Here is a 3,662-nt window from a genome sequence, read left to right as displayed (position 1 = left end):
TGGTCCCCGCGGTCGCCCGGCTGATCCCGGCCGCCGGGGTGACCGGCATGCTGGCCCGGGCCAACCTGCGCGACGAGGTCCGGCGCAGCGCGGCCACCGCGGCCCCGCTCATCGTGCTGATCGGCGTCGTCTTCGGGCAGGTCGGGGCGTCCGCCTCGTTCGCCGCCGCCGGCGTGGCCGAGCAGCGCCGCGGCACAGCCGCCGACCTGGTGGTCGAGACCACCGGACCGGGATTCCCGGCCGTGGCCGGCGTGGCGTCCTTCTCGTCGGAGACCGAGACCCCGGTCCGCATCACCACGGGCCGCGGCGACACGGCGGACACCCTGATCGAGTCCGCCCTGGTCGTCGAGCCGGCGGCCTACGAACGGGCGCACCCCGGCACCGGCTCCCTGCAGGCCTTGCGCGGCAACACCGTGGCCGGCGGCCCGGCCCGGGAGGGCTTCTCCCGGGGCGACACCGTGACGGCCCACTTCGCCGGCACCGACCACTCGCTGCCGGTCGTCGCCGAGGTGCCGGCCACGATCGGTGGCGGGGCGGCCCTGCTGGTGCCGGTGGGCCTGCTCCCGGCGGACCAGCTCGCCGAGGCACCGACCCGGACGTTCGTCACCCTCGCGCCCGGCGCCGACCCCGCCCGGGTCACCGCGGCACTGTCCGAAGTGGGCACCGTGACCGGCGTCGACGACTGGCTCCGGGCCGACGCCGAGGCCCGGACCAGCACGAGCGACAACATCATGCTGATCGTGCTCGGCCTCGGCGGCCTGTACGCGCTGATCGGAGTGGTCAACGCGGTCGTGATCGCCGCGGCCGCCCGGGGCCGGGAGTTCGCCGCGGCCCGGGCGACCGGCCTGACCCGCCCCCAGGTGCTGCGCGCGGCGCTGCTGGAGTCGTCGGCGGTCACCATGATCGGCGTCTTCCTGGGCGCCCTGGCCGCGGCCGGCACCTACGCCGCGGTGCTGGCCACGACCTCGGCCGTGACCGGCACCGCGACCCTGGACCTGCCGTGGACGCTGATGGCGGTGCTGGCGGTGGTGGCGTTCATGGTCACCGGGCTGACCAGCCTGCTGACCTCCTGGTCGGCGACCCGGGCGGCGCCGGTCTCCCTGCTGGGTGCCCGCGAGTAGAAGTCAGGACCACCCGGCCACGCAGAAGCGGTTGCCCTCCGGGTCGGCGAGCACCACGTACGGCGGCGCGCCCGGCTCGAGCTCCTGCGGGTAGTACGGCCAGTCCACGCGCTGGGCGCCGAGGGCAAGGAGGCGGGCGACCTCTTCGTCGAGGGAGCGGTCGCCGGCGTCGAGATCGAAGTGGATCCGCGGCTGGTCCTGGACCGGGGTCTCGCTCAGGTCCAGGGCGATCGCCGCGCCCGGGACGCCGGCCGGCGGCTCGATGACGATCCAGTCGTCACCCGGGTAGCGCGGCGGACGCCGGACATAGCCGAGCGCCTCGCTCCAGAAGGCACCGGCCCGCTCGCAGTCGTGCACGCCCAGCGAGATCTGCGCGAGCACCGCCATCAGGGATGGGTCACCACGAGGACCGGGCGGGCCGCCTTCTCGATCAGCTGCAGGGGGACGCTGCCGAGGAGTCGTTCCGCCAGCGCCGGCCGGGAGCTGGCCCCGACCACGATCACGTCGGCCTGCTGCTGCGCCGCGAACTCGATGATGCGTTCCAGCGGGCGGCCGGGCAGCACCGTGCCCTGCGCCTCGACCCCCACGTCGGCCAGCCGCCGGATCGCCGTGTCGACCGCCTCCTTCGCGCCCTGGACGAAGACGCTGCGCGGCGCCGGGGAGAACCGCTCCAGCTCCACCTCGTCGACCGCGACCACGGAGACCGTGGCGCCGGTCTGTTTGGCCAGCCGGGCCACCGCGTCGGTGATCCAGGGCTGGTCGGCGTCGGGCTTGGCAGCCAGCACGATGTGCATGTCGTCCTCCGGCAGGTGGGATCACGTGGATCGATCCTCACCCGTGCGCCGCGCCGGAACAAGCCTCTGCGGCGGCGCGTTCGCCGCTGATCGCTTACCGTGAGGCCAGGCATGTCGATGTGGAGGTACGCGGCTATGGCGGACGCGGGAACACGGGACGACACCGAAGCCAACGGACAACCCACTCTCAACCGGGTCATCGGCCCCGGGCTCCTGCTGCTCTTCGTCGTCGGGGACATCCTGGGCACCGGGGTCTACGCCCTCACCGGCAAGGTCGCGGGCGAGGTCGGCGGGGCGGTCTGGCTGCCGTTCCTGATCGCGTTCGTGGTCGCGCTGCTGACCGCGTTCAGCTACCTGGAGCTGGTGACCAAGTATCCGCGCGCGGCCGGCGCGGCGCTGTACACACACAAGGCCTTCGGCATCCACTTCTTCACGTTCATGGTCACCTTCGCGGTGATGTGCTCGGGCCTGACCTCGGCGTCCAGCGCGTCGAAGGCGTTCGCCGGCAACTTCGCCGAGGCGTTCGACCTGACGCTGGGCGAGGGCCTGGGACTGACCGCGGTGGCGGTCGGCTTCATGACCCTGATCGCCCTGGTCAACTTCCGCGGCGTCGGCGAGAGCGTCAAGGCCAACGTCGTGCTGACCTGCGTCGAGCTGACCGGCCTGCTGATCGTCATCGGCATCGGCGCGTGGGCGCTCGGCGGCGGCAACGGCGACCTGTCGCGGCTGGTGCAGTTCGACTCGCCACCCGGCGAGCACGCGTTCTTCTCGGTCACCGCGGCCACCGCGCTGGCGTTCTTCGCGATGGTCGGCTTCGAGGACTCGGTCAACATGGCCGAGGAGACCAAGGACCCGGTGCGGATCTTCCCCAAGGTGATGCTCACCGGCCTGTGCATCACCGGGGCGATCTACGTCCTGGTGGCCATCTCCGCCGTGGCGCTGGTCTCCCCGGCCGACCTCAACGAGGGCGATGCGCCGCTGCTCAAGGTGGTCGAGGCCGGGGCGCCCGCGTTCCCGCTGACCGTCTTCGCCTTCATCACTATGTTCGCGGTGGCCAACTCGGCACTGATCAACATGCTGATGGCCAGCCGGCTGCTCTACGGCATGGCCAACGAGCGGGTGCTGCCCAAGGTGCTCGGCAAGGTGCACCGCACCCGGCGTACGCCCTGGGTCGGCATCGTCTTCACCACGCTGATCGCCTTCGGGCTGATCTGGTTCGCCGACCTGACCGCCCTCGGCGGCACCACCGCCCTGCTGCTGCTCTGCGTCTTCACCGTGGTGAACATCGCGGTGCTGGTGCTGCGCCGCGACAAGGTGGAGCACAAGCACTTCAAGGCCCCGACGATCATCCCGGTCATCGGGGCGATCAGCTGCGCCTACCTGGCCAGTCCGCTCTCCGGCCGGGCCAGCGCCGACTACAAGGTGGCCGGCGTGCTGCTGATCATCGGCGTCGTGCTGTGGGCGATCACCTACGCGACCAACCGCTTCATCCTGCACCAGGACACCACCATCGACCCGGCCAAGCTGGAGAAGTAGCGGGTCAGCCCAGCCGGCGTACCGGTGAGGTGCCGTACTGCCGGGCCATGGCCTCCTTGAGGCCGCCCGGCAGGGCCTTGGCCGCGCGCTCGGTGCGCAGCACGACGTGCTGCGCGGCGGCGTCGCGGGACAGCCACCGTGGTGCCGTTGTCGGAGTAGTAGCGAGTTCCGGTGGCTTCGCTGGTCTTGGGTTGGCGGACCTCGGTGCCGC

5 protein-coding genes are annotated in these 3,662 nt (G+C 72.1%); 2 read left to right on the top strand and 3 right to left on the bottom strand.

The window, feature by feature from the left end; translation table 11 throughout:
* Positions 1–1,121, top strand: a 1,121-nt coding sequence (locus tag AB0C29_RS38210; protein WP_360831178.1) for an ABC transporter permease, incomplete at its 5' end; no start/stop codon positions are given.
* A 3-nt stretch (positions 1,122–1,124) separates the two neighbouring features.
* Here the strand turns inward: AB0C29_RS38210 and AB0C29_RS38205 are convergent.
* Positions 1,125–1,508 carry a VOC family protein gene (locus tag AB0C29_RS38205; protein WP_360831175.1) on the bottom strand — a complete coding sequence of 128 codons (384 nt, stop codon included), beginning with the start codon at positions 1,506–1,508 and terminating at the stop codon, positions 1,125–1,127.
* Complete coding sequence (locus tag AB0C29_RS38200) at positions 1,508–1,915, bottom strand: universal stress protein (protein ID WP_360831172.1); 408 nt, start codon at positions 1,913–1,915, stop codon at positions 1,508–1,510. Before AB0C29_RS38200 ends, AB0C29_RS38205 begins: the two co-directional genes overlap by 1 nt.
* Positions 1,916–2,026: 111 nt before the next feature.
* Between AB0C29_RS38200 and AB0C29_RS38195 the strand changes: the two genes are divergently transcribed.
* Complete coding sequence (locus tag AB0C29_RS38195; protein WP_360831169.1) at positions 2,027–3,451, top strand: APC family permease; 1,425 nt, start codon at positions 2,027–2,029, stop codon at positions 3,449–3,451.
* A gap of 4 nt (positions 3,452–3,455) precedes the next feature.
* Here the strand turns inward: AB0C29_RS38195 and AB0C29_RS38190 are convergent.
* Positions 3,456–3,662: hypothetical protein (locus tag AB0C29_RS38190; RefSeq protein ID WP_360831166.1), on the bottom strand; the 207-nt coding region annotated here is incomplete at its 5' end.

Origin of the sequence: Actinoplanes sp. NPDC048791, from assembly GCF_040650095.1 — a bacterium.
Classification (GTDB): Bacteria; Actinomycetota; Actinomycetes; order Mycobacteriales; family Micromonosporaceae; genus Actinoplanes.
The sequence above is the reverse complement of the archived record's forward strand: the minus strand, read 5'-3'. Positions and strand labels throughout refer to the sequence as shown.

Excerpts from the sequence above, each read along its gene's own strand:
- AB0C29_RS38205 (WP_360831175.1), bottom strand. The coding sequence starts at position 1,508 with ATGGCGGTGCTCGCGCAGATCTCGCTGGGCGTGCACGACTGCGAGCGG.
- AB0C29_RS38200 (WP_360831172.1), bottom strand. The coding sequence starts at position 1,915 with ATGCACATCGTGCTGGCTGCCAAGCCCGACGCCGACCAGCCCTGGATC.
- AB0C29_RS38195 (WP_360831169.1), top strand. The coding sequence starts at position 2,027 with ATGTCGATGTGGAGGTACGCGGCTATGGCGGACGCGGGAACACGGGAC.